Raw genomic sequence first — 24,737 nt, forward strand, 5'->3', positions numbered from 1 at the left:
TAAGATAATAAGCACAAAATAGAGTTAAAAGTGAGCTATAAGACTTGCGAATATATAACTCATTTCATGATTTAAAATAATAAAGCTTCTCTTTTCAGAGAAGCTTTATTATTTTAAACGAACGACACTTTGATGAATCAATCCTTAAAACCTATTGAAGCATGCGTCCCATCACACAATGGTTTTATTTTAGAGGCACCACAGCGACATAGAGCATAATGATCTTCAGTTACTAAAACAAGATTTGTCCATTGATCATCGATTAATTTAATACCACCTTGCACATAATATGGTCCATCTTTACGCACGATCACCTTCTGTACATCGAACCACTCTTTGAACTCTTCATCTCCAACTTTCGCTGTTAATGCACCAGTAGGACACTTCATAACCACTTCAACCACATCTTCAACACGTTCAGCATTCTCGGGTCTAATCCATGGTTTCTCATGAGTGAATACCTCTTCGAGATTACAAGTACCATGATGACAACATAATGCTCTTTTATCAAAGACACTCATCTTGTCCCCTTTATATTCATGAGGTGCTTTATCCAACTCCTTATTAGGTGCACGCTCACCCGAAAAGTGAATGGAAGCATGCGTCCCGTCACAAAAAGGTTTTTTCTTCGACGCACCACAACGACAAAGGGAAAAAACTCTAGGCATTGGTAAAATTTCACCATCTTGAGTAAAAAGTTCAATATCGACAGCCATCAGGGGACTATACTTTGAAACTACAATTTGTCCATTTTTCTTTTTCATCGTATCTTTATTTATTACAAAACATCATCAAAAGATCTGACCGTATCAAATATGTGTTTTGCAAAAGGACATAAAGGATAAATTTTCACACCTTGCGCTCTTGCAAATTCCACTGCAGACTCGACCATTATCATTCCGAAACCTTTATGTCCATAATCCTCAGAGACCTCAGTATGGTCAATTATAAACATCTTGTCACCGGCCCAAGTATAAGTCATCAAAGCAACTCTCTCACCATCTGCTTCAACACCCAAAAACCCATTCTTGACATCATTCTCGTGTATTACTTTCATAAGCAATAAGTATTCTAGTTCTTACTCTTTGAAGTTATGACAAATAAAAAACTGCTACTCTATGTTAGGTCTCCAGACATAAAAAAAGAGACTATCTCTTTAAATTCTTCTCAATCCTACGATCTGGAATAATCCATATCAATGACATACACAGATATAATACCATAGAGATTATTGGAGATAAAAAAGTAGATATAATTGCCACAATATTAATTCCCACAGTAACCTTTCCTTTAAAATCTCTTCCGATATATCGTGATACAAATGATCTTTTACCTTCACTCTTGATTATCGTTATAACAAGCAGATGATATGCAAAAGCGGCCATTAACAATACGATACCATAAAGCAGTGTCGGAAACATTGAGAACAAATTCTGTCCCACCCAACCTGTCACAAATGGAAATAGAGACAACCAAAACAAGAGGTGTAAGTTGGCCCATAATATCTTTCCATTTACCCTCTTTACGGCATGCATCAAGTGGTGATGATTATTCCAATAGATCCCTAGAAAAACAAAACTTATTACAAAGGTGATAAAAGTAGGTACTAAAGGCTTAAGAGCCTCTAAAGAAGAAGAGTGAGGAACTTCCATTTCAAGTACCATTATGGTAATAATAATTGCTATTACCGCGTCACTAAATGCTTCGAGTCTCGATGTTTCCATACTAAAAACGTTCTTTACAAAAGTAAAACATACAGAGAGTAAAATGGTTCAATAATATCCGTCACTCCCCTCTTCCAAGATCAACTTCAAGGCATATAATTTTTCTTGATTCTAGATCATCTTTTCAGGAACAATAGAGACTTTTTCATGTAATCCTACACTTTTTATAACAAAACATATTAATTTTAATCGATTGAAAAATATTTATTGAGACGTAATCCTCTATCCTTAACATCTTATGATGGAAGATCTATGTTCAAAACCTATAAAACAAACTATTATTATGAAAATGAGACTTGTAAAACTACTTACGCTATTACTTTTCACAGTACCGATTTATGCCAAAGATCGTCCAAATGTTATTCTCTTTCTCGTAGATGACATGGGGCTTATGGATACCTCGGTCCCATTTATCATAGATGCATCAGGAAAACCTAAAACCTATCCATTAAACTCCTTTTATAAAACTCCAAATATGGAGAAACTGGCAAATCAAGGGGTTCGGTTTACCAACTTTTATGCACATTCGGTCTGCTCCCCAACAAGAACGACACTAATGACAGGCCAAAACTCCGCAAGACATGGGGTAACCAACTATATCAAACCTGAAAGCAACAACAGGGGAGCTTATGGACCTAAAGACTGGAATTGGACAGGAATAAAAAAAAACACCCTAACTCTACCTAAACTCCTAAAAGACAATGGCTATCAAACCATCCATGTAGGCAAAGCACATTTTGCACCAATAGGCTATGAAGGAGAAGACCCATGTAATATCGGGTTTAATGTGAATATCGGAGGATCTGCCATTGGACAACCAGGTAGTTACTATGGTAAAGATGGATATGGAAATATCGCAGGAAACAAGAAAAGAGCTGTTCAAGGACTAGAAGCCTACTATAAAGATGATATTTTTTTAACCGAAGCTTTAACCATTGAAGCGAACAAGCAGATCTCAAAAGCAGTAGATAAAGAAAAACCGTTCTTTTTATATATGGCACACTATGCAGTACATGCTCCATTTCACACGGACCCTAGATTTATAGATCACTATAACAATTCAGATAAAAGCAAACGTGCCAAAGCATATGCGACATTAATTGAAGGGATAGATAAATCATTAGGAGACATCATACATCATGTAAACGAGCTGGGAATTGGAGAGAACACCCTCATCATATTTATGGGAGACAATGGATCAGACGCACCACTTCCAATAAAGAAAAACTATAGTAGCTCCTCTCCGATTAAAGGGAAAAAAGGAAACAACTGGGAAGGGGGCATGCGAGTACCGTTTATCGCATCATGGGTAAAACCATCCTCACAAAAAACATTACAGCAAGACACTCCTGTCAAAAAAGATGCCATACAGAAACAGATGGGAACAGCCATGGATATCTTACCAACCATCTGTAGTATTACAAACACTAAAATCCCCAAAGAGATGACAATAGATGGCTTCTCTTTAGAACTTCAGTTCGATGGTAAAAGAAATCGGCATCGAAATGAGATATTCCTAAATCACTTTCCGCACAAACATCGCTCGAGCTACTTCACCAGCATGGTCAAATATCCATGGAAAGTAATCTATCACTATCCTGTAGAAAAAGCGGCATCCTATGAACTATATAATCTAAAAGAAGATCCTTTTGAAACATCAAACTTAGCTTCAGAAAACACCAAGCAGCTTCATAAAATGATGAAGTCACTAGACCGTGAACTAATAAAAGAGCATGCCTTATATCCTAAAAAAGATGGACAACTTTTAAAACCCATCATCTAAGCAAAGGAACCATTAAACGCCAAACGGGCAAATATCTCAAGAAATATTTGCCCGTTTAATTATATCCACAAAAAATCATTTGACTACATCAAATAAAAATAAACTTACTAGTTTTCTGCATCGACTGGACGCTCTACCCCCTCCAGAGTTAAATCAAAATCCCCTTTTGTCGTTACACAGCTGTTCATCCCAATCAGAACGAATAAACTCCACACCACACTACTCCATACCCTTCTCATCATCTTGATAGTTTTAATTCTTATATCGTTACCATCACAAATAAAAAGCCCATGTGTGCAACCAGCGTACACACCAACAAGAAATGATCACAAAAAATTAAATTCCTACTATAATCTTAGACTCAAATAAAACCAATAGACTATATTTTAAACTATTAGGCGTTTAATCTTTCTATCCTTATCATTTTTTCATAGATTTAAATGAAAATTTAATCAACGCTGCAACCACAAAATAGAAGGTCTATATTCATCATCACTATGAAGAAACATCAATACATATATACAAACCATGCTACACAAATTCACACATTGTGCGATATACCTTCTAAGTACCTACTAGGTACCTACTCCCACCTTCCTAGCACTTTTGTCCATGGTTCAGCCATGGTTCGTCCATGGTTTGTCCATCGATTTCGGGGGTATCGGTGGCTGAATCATGGACGAACCATGGCTGAACCACGGACATAGGTACTAGGAAGGTACTATCAAATAGCTAGGAAGGGGCTATGAAATCATGACAGCACATATACTATTCTTGAAGAAAATTTAGACAGAGTTAATTTTACACCGTCGACAGAGTTAATTTCACACCGTCTTTACATTACCTTTTACCCCCCATCCCATTTTTCAACCAAACACTTAAAGCACCCGACAGTAGCGGATTAATACACAATGACAAGGGTAAATGATCTGACTTCATTATAATCGGGTAGATGGCTGGAAGATATTTTATCTTCCAGTACACCTCCCACACCACCGTACGTACGGGTCTCGTATACGGCGACTCCCTAAATCACGACTTTACTTTCTGATAATAATCACTTAGCGTAATATAGCCTGCCTTCTCCAAATTCTTATTCGTTATAGTCGTTTGTTGAATTGGACTCTTTGAAATGCGCCAATACTTTTTCCTCGTATTAGCATATTAATACGCTTTGCTCTTCAAAACTCCGATCAATATGCCGCATGAAATAATGATAATTCGCTATCGGGTTAACACTTACCTTCTCGTAGTTCTGTTATTAAAACTTTTCGATGAAATCTGAGATAATCTTTTAATGATTCCACTTTCATCTTATCAACTCCATGACTCCTTTATTACGATAAACCTGTAAATAAGCCTTACCTAGGTTATCTGATTCTAGGACACATTCTAATAAATTATCTGTTGTAATGTTCGTTTCCATAATGGCTTCAGTTATCCCTTTGAAAGTGTGCGCTCTTGAGTTATTCTCGAGTTCCGCTCTACCTTCACTTAAGTAGCTATCTTCCGATATTTTCTGCATTGATCCCTTCATTAGGTAACAGTCTGTATTATGAACAATTTAAGATTCAGTCCTTCCTGTAAAGTGGGTACAGTACTATGACCTCGGCTGACTTCTCACAGTTAACTTTTTATGAATGGACAGGGAAAATACATTCTATCCATCTGTGAGATCTCCCATGGTAAGGAAATTAACTTTCACTCCATCTATCCGCCACATCTACGGTATTAACTCCGTGTAGAATTCGGACTTTACTTTGTTTGGCAAGCTTATCCAGTTATATACCGCCTAATGAGATTCGTATACCTCGGATCAGAGTTTTGCATAAGGCTTCCTTCAGGTTATACCTCACGATAAGCACCCTTGCCGTCTGCTAGGTGGTTGGCTCTACAAACCTCCACTACGGACTTGCACCGATTAGTTAATTTACATGCATGGCACACCAAAAAGAGAGTGAACCAAAGGCCCACTCTCTATCGGATTAACTATAAATGAAAAACAACTTCTACCTTATCATTTTAGTGTTGTTTTGTGATAACAGTACGATATTAAACAAGTCAAGATCGTACTGCTACGGTTATTTGTTATCTTTTTCATACTGCTCATAACGTTCTTTGATCAGGGCAAGATGTGCGTCAGTCATATCTGGAAGATTAAAAAATACCACACCTTGAGCGCCATTATCAAGAGCTTGACTTATAGCCTCATTCATTTTGTTCGGCTCTTTAATATCTGGAACATACACTCCTGCCAAAAGCTCTTTACGAACTTCCATGGTCGCAATGCCCTCACGAACACCATCCCCGATCCAAGAAATTGGCTCGTTATAGAAGCCATTGTATAGCATTGGGCAGACTGCATCGATTTTAAATTTACTCCAATCTTGACGCACATGGGTCTTGGCCATCTCTGGTGTTGGAAAGACTGCTGCACTAGAAGCAACGCCTGTCTCTTGCGCCACTTTTGCAGATATCGCATTTACGATGTCTACAATAGGCTTCAATCTAAATTCAGCCCAATCTTTATCTTTAGATGGATCTTTCTCTTCCATTGGATCACGCCCATATTCCTCTTTGAATGCTGATCGACAACGATCACAGTAACAGTAGTCGTAAGGTGCCATCTCATGGTCTTGCACTAAGCCATAATGAGGTTGCAGGGCATCAGGAAGATAGACATCACAATAACGTATATAGTCGAAATGGATACTTGCAATTCCAGGGATATGTGCAATCTTTAAATACTCTTGTGTCAAATACTCTTTGACTTCGGGATTACGAGGACACATAAAATGGTAGTAACCGACATACGGTGGCGCATCCACAACACTTTTACCTTCGCGACTAACAGCATACCAATCCTTATGCTTTTCAATCATCTCTTTCGAGTTGTTGATCATGGTAGGTCTCCACGCGTGTAGAATCACTTCTGCTTTGGCAAAGATTGGAGAGACATGTTTGTAGGTATCGTTTGGTGCATCCAAAAAGACTGCATCGATATGATTTGATTTTAGATTCTTCAGATAGTCTAAAATTTCTTGGTCAGATTTACCCTCAAATATACCCGCTCTTCCCCATGCAGAGAATAGTGGAAAAATATCTTTTGGCTCATCATTTATCTGTCTCGCGCAGGAGAAAAAAGATAGTAACGTTATAAACAGGATCAGTCTTTTCATAATGTATGCTAATAATTAAATATGTGTTTATACTTGAATAAGTTTAGATGTGTACAATAATGCAAACTATGACTTATAAATATAGCATGTATATGGCTATCTCTTTTGCTACAAATGTTGCACAACATCATTATTTTATATATACAAGACAACACAACAAACTATATATAAGTTCATTATCCTGAATCAACTTTTCAACAATAGCATCGTGTTTCTACGACAATCTACACATATTCAAACATAGAAGCGAGCATAGCTATCCTTATCCTTTTGTATCTAAAAAAAAATAGTACCTTTATTCTAATAAGCAAATGCCTATACCTAGCTTAAATAAGGATCTCAACCAATGAGATGAGAATACCATTCCTTGAAGTAACAATCATTATTATTGCAAATGAAGATATTAGTCATTCAACAAAAAAGAATTGGAGATGTACTTGTAAGTACTGTACTTTGTAACAATTTACGCAAAGCATATCCTGATGCGACTATTGACTATTTAGTTTTTGACTTCACCAAAGAGGTCGTTATAGGAAATCCAAATATTGACGAAACCATTCTTTTTGATGATGCAGATAGAAAAGGGGTGGCACTGCTTCGTTTTGCATTGAAGATTCGTCGTCGTCACTACGACTATATCATCGACCCATATTCGAAATTTGACAGTTGGGTTATCACAGCACTTTCGGGAGTCAAACATCGTATCTCTTTCAAAAACCGTTTGGGATTGTATACTCAAGCATTGCCACCTAAGACGAATCGTCTAGACCGATCTTTTGGGGAGGTGATAGCCAATAGGCTTAATCTTCTGACTCCTCTTTTAGGAGAAGATTTTGATTTCGACTATATCCCTAAGATTTTTCTTAAAGCAGGAGAAAGAGAGATTGGACAAAAGATTCTATCTTCTTATGGCATCTCGGTGGAACAACCCATTATTATGATTGGGGTCCTCGGTAGTGTGGAGAACAAGACCTATCCTACCGAATATATAAAAACAGTTATCGATAAAATCAACAAAGGGTTCGAAGGAACAATTCTTTTCAACTACTATAAGAACGATGTAGAGAAGGCTAAAGAGCTCTACTACTCTTTGGAACGAAAAGATAATGTTTGTTGGGAGACAGGTGGAAAATCGTTACGTGAACTTGCTCAAATGTTGAGCCATGTCGATCTATATATTGGAAACGACTGTGGTCATCCACACATTGCAAAATCGTTATCTATTCCGACATTTACCTTCTTTGCACCACAGATTGATCCGGACCTTTGGGGAATTTTAGAGTGTCTACCCATTCACAACTCGGCTCACCTTCGCGATTGGGAATCGGATTACAAGACAAACTATAAGAGCGAAGAGTTAAAAGAGAGAAATAGTGAATTGTATCACAAGATGTTACCTGAAGATCTTTATCAGAAAATAATCAATCACCTTCAGAAAAACAATATTCTTAACGAAACAGGACTTTGGCGTGATGAGTAGTCATAAAATATTTAACGTAAGCTTTATTGGAGCAGGAAATGTTGCAACCCAATTGGCATTAAATTTATATCAGAAGAGTTACAATATTAAACAGATATACAGCCGAACCCTTGCGTCGGCTGTTTTGCTGTCAGAACAGGTGGAGGCAACTCCTATCACCCAACTCGAAGAGTTGTCTGAAGAGGTGGATCTGGTGATCCTCTCCGTTAGTGATAAAGCCATGCCTCTGATCACAAACAAATTGTTACTCAAAGAGACCTTATTGGTACATACCGCAGGGAGTATCCCTATGGATCTACTTTACCATTGCTCCGAACGTATTGGGGTCTTATATCCGACACAGACTTTCACGAAGACACATCATGTGAAGTTTGATAATATACCCCTATGTATCGAAGCCAATAATCACGATGATTTGGCTGCACTTTTAGCACTGAGCACAGATCTTTCGACAAAGGTCAATAGAGTATCGTCAGACCAGCGTAAAGTGATTCATCTGGCAGCGGTGTTTGCATGTAATTTTTCAAACCATATGTTGGCCATTGCGGATGAACTCCTATCCAAAGAATCTCTCTCACTAGATATCCTTGAACCACTTGTTGAAGAGACCATTAAGAAGGCTTTTCTTCTCTCGCCCAAAGAGGGGCAGTCGGGACCTGCGGTAAGGAGAGATACAAATGTGATCCAAGATCACCTGAAAAGATTAGAGAACCAATCTGTTTTTTCCGATATTTACAAAAAAGTTACTGATAGTATTCAGTCAATTTGAATCATATATATTATGGGATATTTTAAAGAAGACCTTGTTCATATCAAAGGGTTTGCATTTGATGTAGACGGTGTACTTTCCAAGAGTATACAAACATTGGATGAAAATGGCACACCAATGAGAACGACCAATATAAAAGATGGTTATGCTATCGTTCAAGCTGTAAAGATGGGGTATCCTGTTGCCATAATAACAGGGGGACGATCAGAAGCGGTACGCAAAAGATTTGAAGCATTAGGAGTACAAGATATCTTTATTGGGGCTAATGACAAAGTAGCGGCACTCGATCAATGGATGAGTAAACATGAATTAACCAATCAACAGGTACTATTTATTGGCGATGACATCCCTGATTACGATGTAATGAAGAGAGTTGGATTGCCTGTATGTCCGAAAGATGCAGCACCTGAAATTAAGGCTATCTCACGCCATATATCTAACTATCTTGGTGGAGAAGGGATTGTTCGCGATATGATTGAACAGGTACTAAAAGTACAAGAGAAGTGGGTTATAAGCAAGGATACTCCATGGAGTAGTTTCTAATTAAAATACAACAAATTACAAATTAATGGTTCTAGATAATCTTAAGGCATACAACATTATTCTTGCGTCACAATCTCCAAGAAGACAAGAGCTTCTTAAAGGGTTGAATATCGATTTCACCACCGAAGTTAGATCTGTAGAAGAGGTCTATCCAGACACGTTGGCCCCAAAGGATGTGCCGATATTTCTTTCAGAATTGAAAGCATCCGTTTTTAATGAATTGGCAGACAATGATCTTATTATCACATCTGATACGGTGGTCATTAACCAAGGAAACGTATTGGGTAAACCTTCGAGTCGAGAGGAGGCTTACGAAATGATTGCCTCTCTATCGGCAAACACACATCAAGTGGTTACAGGGGTTACGATAAAAACAAAACAAGAGGTTCGATCTTTTGCATCCACCACAGAAGTGACTTTCTGTGCACTTACAGACGATGAGATAAATTTCTATATCGACCAATATAAGCCTTTCGATAAAGCGGGAGCATATGGCATCCAAGAGTGGATTGGTTATATCGGTATATCTGAGATAAAGGGCTCCTATTTCAATGTGATGGGACTCCCTGTACAACCACTCTATCAAGCACTAAAAAATATATAGACCAGTACCTATCGGATTAATATTTGGTATAAGCTTGAGAAAGGCAATGAAAGTCATCATATGATATCTAAAAAATTGGTTTCTTAAACCACCTATTTAAGTAATTGAATTATACATGATCATTTTCTTTAATCAAACAGCTATAGCACCTTTTGTACAAGGCTACATGTGATTGACACGATGTCAGTATTAGGAACAGTGTATATCAAATGCCCAGCACTTAACGTGGATAAAAGAACTATATTTTTAAAAGAATTAGAGTGATGCATATCTGGAAGAAATTAACTACCAATCAAATAAAAGAACATGTCTTCTCTGCACTGCAGAAGAATGTAGATTATAATGAAAGAACCATCTTAGGTGTACCAGCCTCTCATCTTGACGAGAAGGTGTTTAACCGAGATATGGCATTTCTTAATGATGCGCCATTCCTCTCATCGATGGTATATAATCCCAACCATATTGGGTGTCATACGATGGGGGAATCAGAAGCATTCTTTGCCGGAACCCAAGAGATTGAAAAGGAACTGATTGAGATTGTCGCGGTAGATATCCTAAAGAGTAAACCCCATCAATGTGATGGATATGTGGCTTCGGGGGGTACCGAAGCAAACATGCAGGCGATGTGGATCTATCGTAACTACTTCATAAAGGAGCATAAAGCCAAACATCATGAGATAGCTATCTTATGTTCGGATGACTCTCACTACTCCATGCCCAAAGCAGCCAATATTCTTAATATCCCACTAATATCAGCCAAAGTGGATGATAACACAAGAGTGGTAGATGAAGTAGCACTGCAACAACAGATGAACGAAGCCAAACGTAATGAAATAAAACATGTGGTAGTTATTGCCAATATGATGACCACCATGTTTGGTTCCGTGGACCATCTTACCACATATACCGATGTTTTAAAGAAGTTAGATATCGACTATAAAGTTCATGTGGATGGCGCTTACGGTGGCTTTGTATATCCATTTTCTGCAGAGAATCCAGACCTTCTATTAGACAATCCTGAGATCACGTCAGTAACATTGGATGCACATAAGATGGTGCAAGCCCCTTTTGGCACAGGTATTTTCATTATTCGTAAAGGGTGGATGCAATATGCCACCACCGAGGAGGCACAGTATGTACAGGGAATGGATGCAACAGTTATTGGGAGTCGTTCTGGTGCCAATGCAATATCTATATGGATGATCCTAATGACCTATGGTCCTCATGGCTGGTTTGAGAAGATTCATCTTCTAAACTATCGTACCACATGGTTATGTACAAAATTAGATGAGCTAGGCGTTGATTACTATAGACACCCTGCGTCTAACTTGGTAACGATGAGGGCTTCGTTTATTCCTGAGGATATTGCGCATAAGTATGGTATTGTTCCAGACACACACGATGGAGAGGCACAATGGTATAAGATTGTTGTAATGAGCCATGTGACAGTAGATCATCTTCTTCCATTTATCGAAGATTTGCAAGAGGCATTAAAAAGTTAATACGTGGATAGAGCTTACGGCTATTCAATAAAAAGAGGTGTTTCTTTGATGAAACACCTCTTTTGTTAAAATACTATTTAACCCCCAATAGATTACGAAATAGGATAGTCACCCTTTACATCCGTAAGCACTTCGAAACCTGTTGCGGTCACCAAAATCGTATGTTCGAACTGTGCAGAAAGCTTACCATCGATAGTTGTAGCAGTCCACCCATCCTCTTCATTGATCTCTACTTTAGGACGACCTTCATTCAGCATAGGTTCAATAGTGAATGTCATTCCTGGACGCAATTTAGGTCCTGAATTCTTTCTTGAAGCATGATCTACTTGTGGATCTTCGTGGAACTCCATTCCAATACCATGGCCACAGAATTCATACACCACCCCATAGTTACGAGTACGTGCAAAACGAGAGATCACATAACCAATATTTCCAAGGTAGTTACCTGGCTTTACTTGCTGAATACCTAAGTTCAAAGCATGCAAAGTGTCATCAATTAATTGTTGTGCTTTTGGAGTCACTTCACCTACAGTATACATACGACTAGTATCTCCAAAATAACCATCGAGAATACAGGTCACATCAATATTTAGGATATCTCCATTTTTTAGCACAGTATCTTTCGAAGGAATACCATGGCATACCACATTATTCAAAGAGATACAAGAAGATTTAGGATAACCATGATACCCAAGGGTAGCTGGAATTGCCCCATTATCTTCCATAAATTTACGAATTAAGTCATCAAGGTATTCTGTATCTACCCCTTCTTTAACAAATGGCTCAATATATTGTAGAACTTGACCAGCTAATTTAGAACTCTTTCTAATGCCTTCGATCTGTTCTGGAGTCTTTATTACTATACTCATTGAATTAATTTTTAGAGTACAAAAATTATCATTTTATAGTAACAATACAAAGATTAGGCCAAATTGTTTTATCTAAATTAACTTTAACGAACTCTTTTCTTCATCCAGATACGAATACCAGAAATACAAAACCAAGCCCCCATCAAACCTGATAGGAACCAAAGCAGTTTTAATCCAAAACCACCAATTTTTCCCATATGAAGATAGACAATGGTTGAAGTGTATTTTCTCAAATCACTCATCTGCTCTGGATGATTCTCGGATATGATCTTTCCTGTTTGCGCTTCTAGTGTGAGACGCACCCTTTTAGGAAGGCCATAGGTGTCGTCATAATTCTCATAACTTACGAATATAGGTCGACCTGTAGCTACATTACGCATCATGAAGGCAGTACTATACGAGGCTGGGATCTGTTTTTTTTGCTCTTTTATCCACTCCCATACGGTGGTCAAAGAGGCCGCTTTACTCGGATCATAATCATTACTGGTAGGAGTTGGTTCAGGTAATGAGACCTCTTTTTTCTCTTCAGGACCAAACCACTTAAAGAGTTTTATATATGGATCAGAATAGGTGAAAAAGTTGCCTGTAATTCCTAAAACTAGTAGTGGAATCAAGAATGCAAATCCAAACACTTTATGGGAAGTATGAGAGAAGGCTTTCTTTCGAACACGAAACATTTTTGTTTTAAAGTGCCCCTTCTTTGGCCAAAAAAGCCATAATCCCGAAAGAAGAATAAAAAACCAAAATACGAAAGTGATTACCCCAACAATGTCATAACCAATCTTAGGGATAAAGAATGTGCGATGAAGTATCATCACCTCCTTAAATATTCCTCTCAGATTATGCATCTTAGCTTGGAACTCTCCTGAGTTTGAGTTATAAAAATAGTAGTTGTTTTCCCCCTCATACATGACAGCAATCGTCTCTCTATGTTTATTGGGAAGAAATACTCTATTGACAACTCTCTCTCCTTCAAAAGAAGCAATGATATCATCTAATGGAACGACCACCTCTGAGGATTGGTTGGTGAAGTGTTTGGGATAAATAACACGACCAAACTCTCCTTGAAATGCCAACAGTGATCCTGTAATACAGATGACAAGAAGAGGTAGAGACAGAAGAAGTCCAAAGTATAGATGAAGTTTTGCCGATAGTTTTCTTCTTTTAAAAGATCTCAATAATTTTCGCATGTGTTGGTTTTAAAACAGTTTTGGGAAAGCATTTACACTTTCCCAAAATTATAGATTAATTCGAATATTCAATATCATCGATAGCAATATACTGCCATTTTCTTGTTTGAAAGTTTAGCTCCCCTTCCCCTTCAAGATTAAAACGACGTTCATCTAATAGTCGCTGTCCATACCAAGAGAGAAAAACACGTCGATAGTGAACCAGATTATCTATTAATGGTGCTATAGATGTCTCTTCTGAACTTCCCGTATTATCATAGTAACGGTTTACTCGATTTAAGGTTTCGGTGAAATCACCACTAATTTTATTGGTCATAATCAGCTCTGCACGCAATAGTTCAGCCTCCACATAAGAGATGATGATTTGTGGATCAAACTGATTAAAACGCTCTTGAATAATCACGTGGTTCCCAGTATTGATAGTGGTGGGGTTATGATTCATTGCAGCTTTTGATGTTAAAGCATCAACGAAAGTCTGGTTAACCATTGCATCACGACTATTCTCCCCCATGGCAGTATAGAATGTGTTGCTCTGCAACTCATGGCTAACGGCCACATCTAGGTCATTAGCTATCATCATCTCATTGGCATAGGTAGCAATATCCGAAGGGATATTATTACTCATAATCATCAGGCGCACCAAAGCGGTATTTGCCACCCTTTTCTGATAAGGATCCGCATAGGCAAGGGATTGTTTCAAAGCCTCTATAGCATCTAGGTAGACAGTGCTATTGCTCGTTTTCTTTCCATGCATATAGATATAAGCCTCATTGGACTTGTCGGCATCTGCATTAAAATATGAGGCTAGATTATATAGAGCCAACCCTTTGTAGAAATAGCAATACCAATAAGCATTGTTCTTCACAACAGCCTCACTCCCGCTCCAGTCTGTCTCTTTTGCATATCCTAGCATCAGCTCAGACATACTATAAAGACTTTGTGCATTGGTCCATATCCCTCTAAGAGAGCCATCATGGACATTTAAATTATCTTGCGAAAGGTCTCTATATATCAAACTATTTGGTGTAGAAGGTGCTGAAATTTCATCACTCATTGCACCTGCATACATATATAACGGAGAATATAGGTCGATCGCTTTATTCAGTATTGAGGATATATTCGGTCCGAAAACAAAGCTTCCATTATCCGAAGATCCAAAATATTCAGGTTTATTCATATCCCCCTCTGTAATCACATTAGGAGAGGTCTCAGCATCATTAATCCATGATTCGCATGATGTCATAGAGAAGATCATTACAATCGCAAATAGGGTACTATATATGGTTTTCATCTCGATATTCTCTTTAGAAGGTTAATGACAAAGTTGTAGTAAATGTTCTTGCTCTTGGAACCGTAGTCCAATCAATACCTGTATATGTAGCTGATCTTGAATAAGAACTTGCTCCATTACCATCAACCTCAGGATCAGATCCTTTATATTTGGTCCACAAGAATAAATTGTTTCCAGTAAAAGAGATCCTTGCACTCTTAAAACAGTCGGTCTTTAACTTCTCTTTCACAAGGGTAGTCATATCATAACTCAGAGTCAAAGCACTCAGCCTTAGAAAATCACCATCTTGAATAAAGTCGCCACGTTGTGCTCCATTATTTGCAGCATACTCATTAGCCCAATAGATATATTCAGAAGAGCCTGGGGTATATTGATTCATATTGTTATAAGCTTCGGCTCTTGGCTTATAGTTGTTCAGTGACATACCATCATCATTGGTGGCACGAGCGATGTTACGCTGTGTTACATTGTACACTTGAAACCCTAATGCATAGTTAAATAGGGCAGATAAAGTCAGATCTTTATACATCTTGATGTTGAATCCAAATGAACCAGTATAGTCGGGTGTTGGTTTGCCTAGATACTCAGGATCTGTAGTAGACACTCCCGTATATACACCTGTGGATGGGTCAAAAGTAGCTTCGTTAGAAGAGGTGTAGAATGCATACACAGGAAGCCCTTCGCGGATAGTGGTAGCCCACACATTCTGTACTACACCACCTGTTGAAAGCACTTCATTTGTCTGGTAGCTAATATTTGCAAAGAAGTCAACTTTTAAATTGTCAGAGCTCGATTGATACAACGTTCCATTATAGGACAGTTCAATACCTGAACCTTTTATCTCACCTAAATTCTGTGCATATTTACCTTGGTTGGTTGGCCATCCTTCTGAAGGAGGAAGATCGGTATAGATAATCGAATTGGTTGTTTTTTGGAAATATGAAGTAAATGCTACACGCTGTTTTGATTTTGTCCAATCGAAACCAAGCTCAAACTCTCGTGTTCTCTCAGGCTTGATATTTGGATTACCTTTGATGTAATAGTCATACGCACTACCTGTAGGAGTTTGTGTTCCAATATAGGTAGATTGTGCATCATACGGATTAGGCAAACGCCCACTCTCTCCGTAAGCCCCACGAACCTTAAATTGATCGGCCCACTTCATATCATCCCAAACATAAGCTGCGTTCACCTGTGGATACCATATGGATGCCACATTTTCGCCAATTAGATTCGATTGGTCTCTACGTATTCCAGCGCCAAGAAACAGTTTGTCATCATAAGAGTAATTCACCTCTCCATAGTAACCCTGAATACGTTTCTCAAAGACATTCTCCGATACGCCATTCACTTTACCTGCAGTACCAATACCGTCGACACCTGGCGAAGGAAAGTCTTGCACATTTATGGAGTTAACCCTATCATAATAACGATTGGTTTGTGATACCACCGAGAATTGAAAATTGGAAATATCATTCACTCTCCATAGATAATCTGCACCAAATTCAATGTTCATACTTTTGGTCGTGTGATTCGTCTCTTTCTTCTGACCTTTGGTAATCGAACCATAGGTATAACCGTATGGATATAAATTAGTTCCAAAAACATTATTTTGATCATAACCGACATTCCCCCACACGTGGAAATCCTTAAAAGGAGTAAGTTTTAATTTGGCTCCGCCGATATAGCGGTCATTATCATATTTAATATCAATAGCGTTCCATGCATCTTCTGTTAGATAGGGCCATGGCTCCACTGTTCTCATCAAATTCCATGTGGCACTATATCTGCCACCATCAGTAAGAGGGACAGAGAGTTTTCCATTGGTGTATTGCGAAGTAACACTCCACTCATACCATTTTCCCTTTTTATCTAGATTTAACCTTAAGCCCAAACGATCATCGGTGTTACCTGGAACAAAACTTTCCGCATCACGATAGTTTATACTGGCATAATAGCTCATATCACTTTGAGTTCGACCACTAATACCTACATTCGCATTGGTACCCACGCCTGTCTGATAAAAGTCGTTGATTGGCCCTGAGTTTACAAGATAACTATAGTCATCTGCACTTTTAGACACAACTGTAGATACTTTCGCAGTGACAGACATCTTATCTGTCTTCCCTTTTTTTGTTTGAATAATGATCACACCATTAGATGCTTCGGCACCATAAGAAGCTGCTGCAGATGGTCCTTTCATCACCTCTACCGATGCCACATCATCCATATTTAGGTCATTCAAAGCACTCATTGCATCTTGACTAGATGTCACATCACTATAGTTTGAAGTAATCATTCGAACGCCATCAATAATCACTATAGGGTCTTTCATGGTGCTGAATGAAGCGGAAGATCTCACATTAAATTTGGTTCCACTTCCAGCTTTACCATTTACTTGAAACACCTGTAATCCTTCGACACTCCCACTCAATACAGAGGTCAAATTATCCGCACCACTCTCCAATAGTTTGTCCTCTACATCAATATGAGCAACAGCTACTGGTGTAGACCTCAAAGTCCTTCTATTTGAGATACTCGCTTGGACTTGAATCTCATCTAAATTAAACCCATCCTCTTTCATCGTCACCATAGGCGATTTCTGCAGTTCAGAAACACGAAAAATTTGTTTCTTATATCCGATAAATGAGATCTGAATCTGGGCATCCGATTGGCTCGTCTTTAAAGTAAAATGACCATTATTATCCGTTACCACCCCATTGGTTGTATTTATTTCTGCCACCGTTGCACCTATCAACGGTTTATTATCCTCTGTGACTACACTTCCTTTTAATATCATCTGTGCCATCACATAACTTGGAGTGATAACGACAAGACAAAAAAGAAGCCCTAGAATTCTTAATCTCATACGATAGTTTTTGAATTGATATTTGGTTATTGTTGTTTGAAATTTATTCGCATCACACTAGAGCAAACAAACTCATTTAGACTACACAAAAATAGATCTTGACATCAAACCATTCAATCACTACTTTTAGGTATTTACACAATGCACCACAACAATCTTCTATACATCAACCAATTAACACATGCATTGTTCAATAAACAACAAGAATAATCCATTGCAATCACCATAAATAGGGATGTAAATATCTTTATTTATTAACATATTACGACCGCATATATTAAAATACAAAACTTCATGTTAAAAAATAGTTCAAGAACAAGACTATTGAAACAGTTTAAGTAGTTCGACAAGGTGATAGTCATCGTAAACGTTTGCATGGATTGCCCAATTCACATTACTTATAAAGGGGAAGCTAATTATATCAAAAAAAGTCGTTTATTTGCCCCTCAAATTAAAAGATCGCAAAACAATGAATAATCACACCTATAAGATGTTAGTCCTAGATTTGGATGATACACTACTTACTGATGATCATAAAATATCCATAGAGAATAAAGAAGCATTAATTAAAGCACAAGAGAGAGGTGTATATGTTGTGCTAGCTTCAGGAAGACCAACCCCAGCGATGCTTCGATATGCAGAAGAGCTTGAATTAAAGAAATATGGTTCGTTTCTTGTTAGTTACAACGGTGCTATCATCACAGATATGGCTTCTGGAGAGACCCTTTTTGAACAGACATTGACAAAAGAGGAGGTACACGATCTTCACTCATTTAGTCAGGATCATAAAGTAGATATTATCACCTACGTGGATGGAACTATTATTAGTGAACGCCCTTCGGAATATATCGATGTAGAGATCGGATTAACACAGATGCCTCACCGCATTGTCCCATCTTTTAAAGATGCAGTAAAAACCAATATGGTTAAGTGCATCATGTTGGAAGAACCAACCTATCTTAAAAGTGTTGCAGATAGACTTAAAGCGGAGAAGACAGATAAGAGTGTATCGATATCAAAACCATTCTTCTTGGAAGTAACGCCACAAGGTATTGACAAAGCAGCAAGCATTGCTCGATTGGCACAACGTTTGAATATAGATCAAAAAGAGATCATTGCTGTTGGAAATGCTGGTAATGATTTGAGTATGGTAGAGTATGCAGGACTTGGCGTTTGGGTAGACAATGTGGATGAAGCTTTAAGAGATAAAGCAGATGTTATTGTTTCATCCAACAATGATCATGGCGTATCAGAGGTTGTCTATAATTACTTATTAAAGTAATACGGATAAGTTTTCTACTCGAGTCAAAAAAGACGTAAGGGCTCACGTTATTGATAAGATAAGCAGTAAAATAGTCATTCAAGTAGAATAAAAAGGTTCGGACTTTCAGCCCTACAAGGTTGGGGATGACCCAGACCTAGGCTTGGAAATTTAGATCTTTCAGTGCATAATTGCAACATGAATTGACTGACAGGGTTTTAAAGAAGCCCTTATCTTAGGTATTAAAGTTAGAGGTTCGCTACATTTTTACTCCAAAAATGTAGCGGACCTCTTTCTCTTTTTATATATTTGCATACAACAACAATGTTTAAATATCTTTTTTTGTGAAACGTCTTTTCTGCCACTTAATTCTTTTTCTTTTGCTATGTCCCTTTGTGGTTCTTTCACAAAACAATATAGCGCAGGATACACTACAACTTAATTCGGTCACAATAACTCAAAAAGGAAAGTCAAAATATGTTGCTGGCAAATCTATTACAAGGATCAGTTCTAAAGACATTCACCTTAGTAATGTAGATAACTTTGGGGAGATGATCATTCAGAAAAGTGCCATATACTCGCAACAACAAGGACGTGGCGGAGCGATGTACCTATCCATTAGAGGAACAGGGAAGAACCACACGGAAGCCATTTGGAATGGTATCCCCCTAAACTCTCCGATGTATGGAACCGTAGACTTTTCGCTAATACCAACCAATGTGGTGGATCAAGCTTCGATATACTATGGAGGGAGCGCGACTGGAATATCAAACAGCAATATAGGTGGAACCATTGAGCTAAAAACTTTCCCTAATCTTTCCGATTCTTTTAGTGGGAACATTAAAGCATCTATAGGTAGTTTCCACACCTATAATAGTGATGGGAATATTTCTTACAAATTACTTCCTAAACTAACCGCAAACACCAGAACATTCTTCAGTAAATCTCTCAATGACTTTACTTTCACTAACACCTCAAAAGTGGAACCTAATGAGGAAGGGACAGCTTGGGTTAACCCTAAAGAAACGAATGACCAAGGAGATTGGTTAACATATGGACTACTTCAAGAGTTTTTTTATCAAGTAAATGATCATAGTCGGATCTCAGCACACTACTGGGGACAAGACAATGATCGATCTATTCCGATGGCTTCAACAAATGAAAGCAGCAATGATGCCAGAGAAAATAGGTCTAATACCCATAGCCATAGAGGTAGTTTACGGTTTTTCACGAACTCTCTCGGTTGGCAATGGAACTTAACGAGTGCTTTAAGCTATGAGTATAATCGTTTTCGTTTTAAGAATAGCGATGCGAACGCATACAGTAATGATGATATTAGCAAAAGCACCAACTCATACAATAGACTTAATGGTTATAAAGATATTTCAAACAAATTATCCCTTCAGGTAGATCTCCAATACAACTATTTATCTATTAACACCGATCAACAAATCGATAATAAGCCCCAGGAATATACTAGAATACAAAAAGATGTTTCCGCCAAAATGGCATATCAGTTTTCAACTCGTATTTCGTCATCCCTATCCCTACAAAATCAATGGAATGGAACGGATTATAGTGGACTTATTCCATTTGTAGGTATCAACATCCTAGCTCTAGACAATCAAATATTAGAGTTTTCAGCTAGTGTCAATCGAAGTTATAATTTTCCGACGTTAAATGATCAATATGCAGTACCTGGAGGAAACCCTAATCTAAAACAAGAAGATGGTTGGGGGTATAATGTAGGTTTGACAAACAAAAGTCAAATTGGGGCATTCTCCTTCGACACCTATATTGAATATTATCAATCCAAAATTAACGATTGGATTGCATGGGAACCAACAGAATACGGATATTGGACACCAATGAACAAAAAGGAAGTACTTTTATATGGAGTAAATATTATTCATACCAGCACTTGGGAGGCAAATGATAAAACAACCATCAGCGGCACGTTGAACTATTGCTACTCCAAGACACTCAACCATTCCATCGATAATAATATGGACCAAGACACTTACAATAAACAACTGCCTTACACCCCCTTACACACGCTTTCTTACGACATGTCTGCCAACTATAAACAGTGGTCTAGCCAAATATCTTGGATATGGAATAGTATGCAATACAGTACTACGAACAATGTGGTTACAGAGGGGTATGGTGTCATTGATGGTTATAATGTTGCGAATATAGATATTTCGTACCACCAGACCTTGAAGCAAAAACAGCAATTAACTTATACGCTATCGGTATATAATTTAACAAATCAAACATACGAGAGTGTCGTCGGGCTTACCATGCCTGGCATCAACTTTCTATTCTCAATTAATTATCAATTTTAAAACAAATCTAAAATGGCAGGAAATTATCTACGGCTCATCGCACTATCTTTTGTGATTCTTTTTATCTCATGTGCAGATGAGGTTACACCAGAAAAAACACCTACAGGAGCATACTCCAATGGTATCTATATTCTAAATGAAGGGCTTTATGGAGATGTAAAAGCAGCAACATTAGATTTCTATCATCCAGAAAGCAACCAAATCGAAAATGGAGTCTTCAAAAGTGTTAACAAAGACATTGGAGAGGATGGACTTTTCCTAGGTGCGAGTCCTCAATCCATGACAAAAGAAGGGAACCTAATTCATATCATTATAAATGGGGATGGTAAAATACTAACGATAAATGCCAGTACCGCAGAATACCTAGGGAAAACTACCGAATTGAATTCTCCTCGCTATATGGTTACAACGCCAGACCACAGGGCATATGTTACCAGCTTAAAAGAAAATAAAGTCCAGATAGTTAATCTGGTGCAGAAAGAGTTTGAAACAGGTTCTATTGTCGGATCAATAGACACATACAATGCCGATACACCACAATCGGTACTTGACGATCCTTACTCTGCTCCGCAACACACTACCGAACGTATTGTAGCTATAGGCGATGAGTTGTTCACCAATGCATGGAGTAATGACAACAAAATATTAGTGATCGATCCCAATACCAATATGCTTAAAGATAGTATCGAAGTAGGAATACAACCACAATCTATGGCTGTTGACAAAAACAACAAATTATGGGTATTGTGTGATGGTTCATATCCAGGGTCTAAATATGCCGATACTAACGGTTCCATCTATCGAATCGATCCTAAAACACATAAAGTCGAATGGCATTATGAATTTCCAAGTAATACATCAAAGCGAAATATCTGTATCAATAAGGCAGGAGACACACTGTTTTTTATTGATAAAGATATCTATCGTATGAAAATCACTGACACATCTCCTTCTAGAATTATTGATGCAGTCGAAGGACAGACATTTTATGCCCTTGGAATAGATCCTAAAAACGAAGATATTTACATTGGTGATGCTATCGATTATTTTAAACCAGGAAAGGTCTATCGATATACAATAGACTTAAATAAAGTGGATGAGTTCCAAGTGGGACCACTTCCAAACTCGTTCCTTTTCAACTATAACTAAAAATATTAGTTACATCGGTGTTCCTTCAAAAAAGGAACCCGATGTATCAAGGTTTATGTACCTAAGCTAAATTCTTTTGGATAAATTGCGTCAAAATATCAATAGCAACGTGGTTTTGACCACCTTGGGGAACAATTATATCAGCAAACTGTTTGGTTGGCTCAATAAACTGGAGATGACTTGGTCTTACAGTATTTTCATAACGATTCAACACTTGCTGCACATTCTTTCCTCTCTCTATAATATCTCTTTGAACAACTCGAGATAAACGAATATCGGACTCACAATCTACAAACACCTTTATATCCATTAAATCTCGTAACTTGGCATGTCCCAAGCTTAATATTCCCTCTACTATAACTACCTTCTGTGGTTTAATAGTAATAGTCTCTTCCGAGCGTGTACATGTTAAATAAGAATAGACAGGTTGTTGAATATCTTTTCCAGTTCGAAGATCTTTAATATGTTGAATTAACAGATCCCATTCAAACGCTTCTGGATGATCAAAATTGATATGTTGTCTATCTTCTACTGGCACATGACTACTATCTTTATAGTATGAATCTTGTGCTAATACACTCACTTCGGCATTCGGTAAGTTTTCAATAATACGTCGAACAACTGTACTTTTCCCCGATCCAGTACCTCCGGCAATTCCTATAACTATCATACTTTCTTGAAAACAAATATTTAAATCAGAGAATCTCTTCTCTTGGGTTTGAACAAAAGTAATCATTTTAACTTAATATTACACTTAATATTTAAATATGTTGACTCTAAATAAGTTACCATTTCTATGGTCAATACGACTAATTATGAAACGCAACAAAAGATGAAATGTTTAGAAAAAACCACCAATAGGATGGATCAACAAATAACGGTTTCACCAACTTCTCACCTCCTATTTACGGGTGAACAGAGGGATCTAAATCATTAATATCTTTACGATTATCAACATATCCTTCAGGAGCACGATATGCTTGAAATGGATGATAAATATCTCCAAAACCATCGCCATCACTATCTGCATAATAGGTTTTCAGAACACTCCCCTCTATCACCCCTGCATCTACAACCTGATTGATTGTCTTAATCAAAGACATATCACTAAATATATCCACACCGTAAGACCAAACCATTACACCTCCAAACATATCTAACGAAGCATGTGTTTTTTTAGCTATTGTTGGAATACCATTATACCATAATTCTCCAACTTGATCCACATAACCAGACTCAGGGTTATTCGTGACAATATTTGACCAAACAGCAGACCTTACCTTATCTCCTGAAAAATCATATCCATAAAAAGGAAGTCCAAAAATGATCTTATCCTTACTTACCCCTTTGTCTTTTACCCAAAAGTCATTAACAGTAGTTAGTAAGGATAGTGGAGAATGCTGACCGGGTCTATTAGGATTCCATGGGCCTCTATTATCATAGGCCATAATATTTATAAAATCAAAAGTATCGATTGCTTCATCTGAAACATTCTTATGCAACCATCTCCCTGGGAAAGCTGCAGATAACCCTCTGCTTCCTAATGCTTTTTTCAACTCTATAACAAACACATTATAATTATCACCTAAACTCTTAAGAAAGTCATTCTCAAAATCCACATCTATACCATCAAGATTATATCTATTTACAAAACCTATCAGGTTAGAAATTAATTGATCTCTATGTTTGACATCAACATATTTTCGCCAATAATTACCTACTTCACCCTTTACTCCACCGCCACCTAGAGCAATAAACACCTTTATGTTTTGTGCTTGAAGTGATGATACAACCGAAGTAATATCTTGATCAACGACTAACTCTCCTTCTTCGTTAATATTACCAAAAGATAGATTTATATGGGTAGTCCAACTAAGATCCATATCCTTAACATACTTGTATCCTCTCGGGCGTAAATAACCAATCACCTTAAATCCATTTGTATTTTTCTGGACATGCTTTGGCTTAAGATCATTCATTACAACTCTAGATTCTTTACAACTGTTATCTTTAAGTTTTTTTGTGGAGCTACATCCAATAAATGAGCAAACTAGAACCAACAAAACCAAGCATCTCATCATGGATTGTTCAACTTTATTTGTGTTTAAATTCATAATTTAGGTTTTTAAAATTTATAATCAAGTTGCAATCAGGATAGAGGTCATCTGTATTAGGT

20 protein-coding genes are annotated in these 24,737 nt (G+C 37.6%); 9 read left to right on the top strand and 11 right to left on the bottom strand.

The genetic code is table 11. From position 1 onward, the window contains the following. Positions 1 to 137: 137 nt before the first annotated feature. The 3 genes from K5X82_04440 to K5X82_04450 all read right to left on the bottom strand — a co-directional run bounded on the left by K5X82_04440 (position 138) and on the right by K5X82_04450 (position 1,724). Positions 138 to 764, bottom strand: a complete 627-nt coding sequence (locus K5X82_04440) for a CDGSH iron-sulfur domain-containing protein (GenBank protein QZT38153.1) — start codon at positions 762 to 764, stop codon at positions 138 to 140. A 14-nt stretch (positions 765 to 778) separates the two neighbouring features. Continuing rightward, on the bottom strand, positions 779 to 1,057 hold the full coding sequence (locus K5X82_04445; GenBank protein ID QZT38154.1) for an N-acetyltransferase: 279 nt from the start codon (positions 1,055 to 1,057) through the stop codon (positions 779 to 781). A 91-nt stretch (positions 1,058 to 1,148) separates the two neighbouring features. Then, on the bottom strand, positions 1,149 to 1,724 hold the full coding sequence (locus K5X82_04450; protein ID QZT38155.1) for a TMEM175 family protein: 576 nt from the start codon (positions 1,722 to 1,724) through the stop codon (positions 1,149 to 1,151). Between the two features lie 283 nt (positions 1,725 to 2,007). On the opposite strand from K5X82_04450, the gene K5X82_04455 reads away from it, so the two are divergent. Then, positions 2,008 to 3,507, top strand: a complete 1,500-nt coding sequence (locus tag K5X82_04455) for a sulfatase-like hydrolase/transferase (GenBank protein ID QZT38156.1) — start codon at positions 2,008 to 2,010, stop codon at positions 3,505 to 3,507. 1,309 nt (positions 3,508 to 4,816) lie between these two features. Here the strand turns inward: K5X82_04455 and K5X82_04460 are convergent. Next, on the bottom strand, positions 4,817 to 5,032 hold the full coding sequence (locus tag K5X82_04460; GenBank protein QZT38157.1) for a hypothetical protein: 216 nt from the start codon (positions 5,030 to 5,032) through the stop codon (positions 4,817 to 4,819). A gap of 556 nt (positions 5,033 to 5,588) precedes the next feature. Further along, a complete protein-coding gene (locus K5X82_04465) occupies positions 5,589 to 6,686 on the bottom strand; it encodes a hypothetical protein (GenBank protein ID QZT38158.1) in 1,098 nt (365 codons plus the stop codon). A 394-nt stretch (positions 6,687 to 7,080) separates the two neighbouring features. On the opposite strand from K5X82_04465, the gene K5X82_04470 reads away from it, so the two are divergent. From K5X82_04470 to K5X82_04490, 5 genes are all read left to right on the top strand, one after another. Beyond that, on the top strand, positions 7,081 to 8,166 hold the full coding sequence (locus K5X82_04470) for a glycosyltransferase family 9 protein (protein QZT38159.1): 1,086 nt from the start codon (positions 7,081 to 7,083) through the stop codon (positions 8,164 to 8,166). Next, complete coding sequence (locus K5X82_04475; protein ID QZT38160.1) at positions 8,159 to 8,935, top strand: DUF2520 domain-containing protein; 777 nt, start codon at positions 8,159 to 8,161, stop codon at positions 8,933 to 8,935. Before K5X82_04470 ends, K5X82_04475 begins: the two co-directional genes overlap by 8 nt. Before the next feature lie 12 nt (positions 8,936 to 8,947). Continuing rightward, positions 8,948 to 9,478, top strand: a complete 531-nt coding sequence (locus tag K5X82_04480; protein QZT38161.1) for an HAD hydrolase family protein — start codon at positions 8,948 to 8,950, stop codon at positions 9,476 to 9,478. A 25-nt stretch (positions 9,479 to 9,503) separates the two neighbouring features. After that, a complete protein-coding gene (locus K5X82_04485; GenBank protein QZT38162.1) occupies positions 9,504 to 10,082 on the top strand; it encodes a Maf family nucleotide pyrophosphatase in 579 nt (192 codons plus the stop codon). Positions 10,083 to 10,345: 263 nt separating this feature from the next. Further along, positions 10,346 to 11,584: an aminotransferase class I/II-fold pyridoxal phosphate-dependent enzyme gene (locus K5X82_04490; GenBank protein QZT38163.1), complete on the top strand. Its 1,239-nt coding sequence runs from the start codon at positions 10,346 to 10,348 to the stop codon at positions 11,582 to 11,584. Positions 11,585 to 11,676: 92 nt separating this feature from the next. Here K5X82_04490 and map read toward each other — a convergent pair whose 3' ends face one another. From map to K5X82_04510, 4 genes are all read right to left on the bottom strand, one after another. Then, a complete protein-coding gene (gene map / locus K5X82_04495) occupies positions 11,677 to 12,453 on the bottom strand; it encodes a type I methionyl aminopeptidase (GenBank protein QZT38164.1) in 777 nt (258 codons plus the stop codon). 83 nt (positions 12,454 to 12,536) lie between these two features. Continuing rightward, positions 12,537 to 13,643 (bottom strand): PepSY domain-containing protein, encoded by a 1,107-nt coding sequence (locus K5X82_04500; GenBank protein ID QZT38165.1) that lies wholly within the window; start codon positions 13,641 to 13,643, stop codon positions 12,537 to 12,539. Positions 13,644 to 13,698: 55 nt separating this feature from the next. After that, positions 13,699 to 14,934, bottom strand: coding sequence for a hypothetical protein (locus tag K5X82_04505; protein QZT38166.1), 1,236 nt, complete (start codon positions 14,932 to 14,934; stop codon positions 13,699 to 13,701). Between the two features lie 13 nt (positions 14,935 to 14,947). Then, on the bottom strand, positions 14,948 to 17,803 hold the full coding sequence (locus K5X82_04510; protein QZT38167.1) for a TonB-dependent receptor: 2,856 nt from the start codon (positions 17,801 to 17,803) through the stop codon (positions 14,948 to 14,950). A gap of 469 nt (positions 17,804 to 18,272) precedes the next feature. Between K5X82_04510 and K5X82_04515 the strand changes: the two genes are divergently transcribed. From K5X82_04515 to K5X82_04525, 3 genes are all read left to right on the top strand, one after another. Further along, complete coding sequence (locus K5X82_04515; GenBank protein ID QZT38168.1) at positions 18,273 to 19,085, top strand: Cof-type HAD-IIB family hydrolase; 813 nt, start codon at positions 18,273 to 18,275, stop codon at positions 19,083 to 19,085. Positions 19,086 to 19,408: 323 nt separating this feature from the next. Next, complete coding sequence (locus K5X82_04520) at positions 19,409 to 21,412, top strand: TonB-dependent receptor (GenBank protein ID QZT38169.1); 2,004 nt, start codon at positions 19,409 to 19,411, stop codon at positions 21,410 to 21,412. 12 nt (positions 21,413 to 21,424) lie between these two features. Then, positions 21,425 to 22,561 (top strand): hypothetical protein, encoded by a 1,137-nt coding sequence (locus tag K5X82_04525; protein QZT38170.1) that lies wholly within the window; start codon positions 21,425 to 21,427, stop codon positions 22,559 to 22,561. A 61-nt stretch (positions 22,562 to 22,622) separates the two neighbouring features. Here K5X82_04525 and udk read toward each other — a convergent pair whose 3' ends face one another. Next, complete coding sequence (udk, locus tag K5X82_04530; GenBank protein QZT39081.1) at positions 22,623 to 23,231, bottom strand: uridine kinase; 609 nt, start codon at positions 23,229 to 23,231, stop codon at positions 22,623 to 22,625. Between the two features lie 235 nt (positions 23,232 to 23,466). Next, positions 23,467 to 24,675 carry a hypothetical protein gene (locus K5X82_04535; protein ID QZT38171.1) on the bottom strand — a complete coding sequence of 403 codons (1,209 nt, stop codon included), beginning with the start codon at positions 24,673 to 24,675 and terminating at the stop codon, positions 23,467 to 23,469. Between the last annotated feature and the right edge of the window lie 62 nt (positions 24,676 to 24,737).

This window comes from Prolixibacteraceae bacterium, from assembly GCA_019856515.1.
In the GTDB taxonomy this organism is placed as follows: domain Bacteria; phylum Bacteroidota; class Bacteroidia; order Bacteroidales; family Prolixibacteraceae; genus Halosquirtibacter; species Halosquirtibacter xylanolyticus.